This window comes from Gudongella sp. DL1XJH-153 (genome assembly GCF_049310905.1).
GTDB lineage: Bacteria > Bacillota > Clostridia > Tissierellales > Tissierellaceae > Gudongella.
The window spans coordinates 1-3,141 of record NZ_JBMEMN010000060.1 but is presented as its reverse complement, the minus strand read 5'-3'; the positions used below and the strand labels follow the sequence as shown (position 1 = coordinate 3,141).

Genomic DNA, 3,141 nt, shown 5'->3' with positions numbered 1-3,141 from the left:
CTGGCAACTTCCTACTCTCCCAGATCGTTTCCAACCAAGTACCATCGGCGTTAAGAGGCTTAACTTCTGTGTTCGGTATGGGTACAGGTGTCTCCCTCTTGCTATCGTCACCAGACGAAAACTACAAATCACATTCATCTACAATAAACTTTTAGGTCAAGTCCTCGACATATTAGTATCTCTTAGCTTCAAGTATTACTACTCTTTCACCTGAGACCTATCTACCAGATCGTCTTTCTGGTGTCTTACTCTTTCGAAGAGAAATCTCATCTTGAGGGGGGCTTCGTGCTTAGATGCCTTCAGCACTTATCCCTTCCAAACTTAGCTACTCAGCTATGCCGTTGGCACGACAACTGATACACCAGCGGTTTGTCCATCCCGGTCCTCTCGTACTAAGGACAGCTCCTCTCAAATTTCTTGCGCCCACGACGGATAGGGACCGAACTGTCTCACGACGTTCTGAACCCAGCTCGCGTGCCTCTTTAATGGGCGAACAGCCCAACCCTTGGGACCTACTTCAGCCCCAGGATGAGACGAGCCGACATCGAGGTGCCAAACCTCCCCGTCGATGTGAACTCTTGGGGGAGATAAGCCTGTTATCCCCGGGGTAGCTTTTATCCGTTGAGCGATGGCCCTTCCACGCGGTACCACCGGATCACTAAGTCCAACTTTCGTTCCTGCTCCACTTGTAGGTGTCGCAGTCAAGCTTCCTTCTGCCTTTACACTCTTCGCACGATTTCCGACCGTGCTGAGGAAACCTTTGAGCGCCTCCGTTACTCTTTAGGAGGCGACCGCCCCAGTCAAACTGCCCAACTGACAGTGTCCCCATACCGGTTTCACGGTACCAGGTTAGAATTCCAGCATCACAAGAGTGGTATCCAAAGGGCGACTCCACAAATACTGGCGCACTTGCTTCCTAGTCTCCCACCTATCCTGTACATGCAATGCCAAAATCCAATGTCAGCCTGCAGTAAAGCTCCACGGGGTCTTTCCGTCCTGTCGCGGGTAATACGCATCTTCACGTATACTACAATTTCACCGGATCCTTTGTTGAGACAGTGCCCAAATCGTTACACCTTTCGTGCGGGTCGGAACTTACCCGACAAGGAATTTCGCTACCTTAGGACCGTTATAGTTACGGCCGCCGTTTACTGGGGCTTAAGTTCATACCTTCGCATTACTGCTAAGCATTCCCCTTAACCTTCCAGCACCGGGCAGGTGTCAGCCCCTATACTTCGTCTTTCGACTTAGCAGAGACTTGTGTTTTTGGTAAACAGTCGCTTGGGCCTATTCACTGCGGCCAGCTGATGCTTCTCATTGTAAAAATGTCCACACCGGCTGGCACCCCTTCTCCCGAAGTTACGGGGCTATTTTGCCGAGTTCCTTAACAAAGGTTCTTCCGCTCGTCTTAGGATTCTCTCCTCACCTACCTGTGTCGGTTTGCGGTACGGGTAGTTTTAATCTCGATAGTGGCTTTTCTTGGCAGCGTGGAGTCTGTAGCTTCTCTACTTGTTTTTCGATCCCCATCGTACCTCGGAATTAACAAGAAAACGGATTTGCCTGTCTTCTCTCCCTACATACTTGGACGTGCTCTTCCAACCGCACGCTCTACATATCCTTCTGCGTCCCCACATCTCTCAAACGATTATCACTAGTACAGGAATTATAACCTGTTGTCCATCGCCTACGCTTTTCAGCCTGGGCTTAGGTCCCGACTTACCCTGAGTGGACGAGCCTTCCTCAGGAAACCTTGGGTTTTCGACGGGTGAGATTCTCACTCACCTTTCGCTACTTATGCCAGCATTCTCTCTTGTGTAATGTCCAGCGCTCCTTTCGGTACACCTTCGTCCCTTACACAATGCTCCTCTACCGATTGCATTAATGCAATCCCACAGCTTCGGTATCGAATTTAAGCCCCGGAAATTTTCGGCGCAAGGTCACTTGACCAGTGAGCTATTACGCACTCTTTAAATGTATGGCTGCTTCTAAGCCAACATCCTGGTTGTCTGTGTAACCTCACATCCTTTACCACTTAATTCGAATTTTGGGACCTTAGCTGGTGATCTGGGCTGTTTCCCTTTCGACTATGAAGCTTATCCCCCACAGTCTGACTCCCAAGTATATGAGTATGGCATTCGGAGTTTGATAGGTTTTGGTAACACTATGTGCCCCTTGACCATTCAGTGCTCTACCTCCATCTCACTCTTCCTTGAGGCTAGCCCTAAAGCTATTTCGAGGAGAACCAGCTATCTCCGAGTTCGATTGGCTTTTCACCCCTATCCACAGGTCATCCCATAGCTTTTAAACGCTACCGGGTTCGAGCCTCCATTTCATTTTACTGAAACTTCACTCTGCCCATGGATAGGTCACTCGGTTTCGGGTCTATGACAGACAACTTATCGCCCTATTAAGACTCGGTTTCCCTACGGCTCCATGACTTAATCACTTAACCTTGCTGCCTATCATAACTCGCTGGCCCGTTCTACAAAAAGTACGCGGTCACACTTTTAACGTGCTTCCACTGCTTGTAAGCATAGGGTTTCAGGTTCTATTTCACTCCCCTCCCGGGGTTCTTTTCGCCTTTCCCTCACGGTACTGTTCTCTATCGGTCACCAAGTAGTATTTAGCCTTGGGAGGTGGTCCTCCCTGCTTCCCACGGGATTTCTCGTGTCCCGTGGTACTCTGGATCATGGCCTGGTGCTTTTGCGTTTCGTCTACAGGACTATCACCTCGTATCGTGAAGCTTCCCAGCTCTCTTCGACTACACAATTGCACATCCTTTACCATGTCCTCAACCCCATACAAGTATGGTTTGGGCTCTTTCCCGTTCGCTCGCCGCTACTTAGGAAATCGAATATTTTCTTTCTCTTCCTCAGGGTACTTAGATGTTTCAGTTCCCCTGGTCTTCCTCTCATAACTTATTTTATTGGGTTATGAGTACTTGAGGGTTGCTCAAGTGGGTTTCCCCATTCGGAAATCTCCGGATCAGTGTCTATTTGCGACTCCCCGAAGCATATCGGTGCTTATCCCGTCCTTCATCGGCTCTTGGTGCCAAGGCATTCGCCCTATGCTCTTAATAACTTGACCTTTTTCATGTTTATTGTTTTTGAATGTTCTTATTTGTAGTTTTCAATGTTCAGT

Annotated in this window: 2 rRNA genes; both read right to left on the bottom strand. The window is 48.9% G+C overall.

The features are described 5' to 3' along the window. A 5S ribosomal RNA gene (gene rrf, locus ACOEN1_RS13245) occupies positions 1–115 on the bottom strand; the annotation flags it as partial. 37 nt (positions 116–152) lie between these two features. Further along, a 23S ribosomal RNA gene (locus ACOEN1_RS13240) occupies positions 153–3,087 on the bottom strand. Positions 3,088–3,141: the final 54 nt, after the last annotated feature.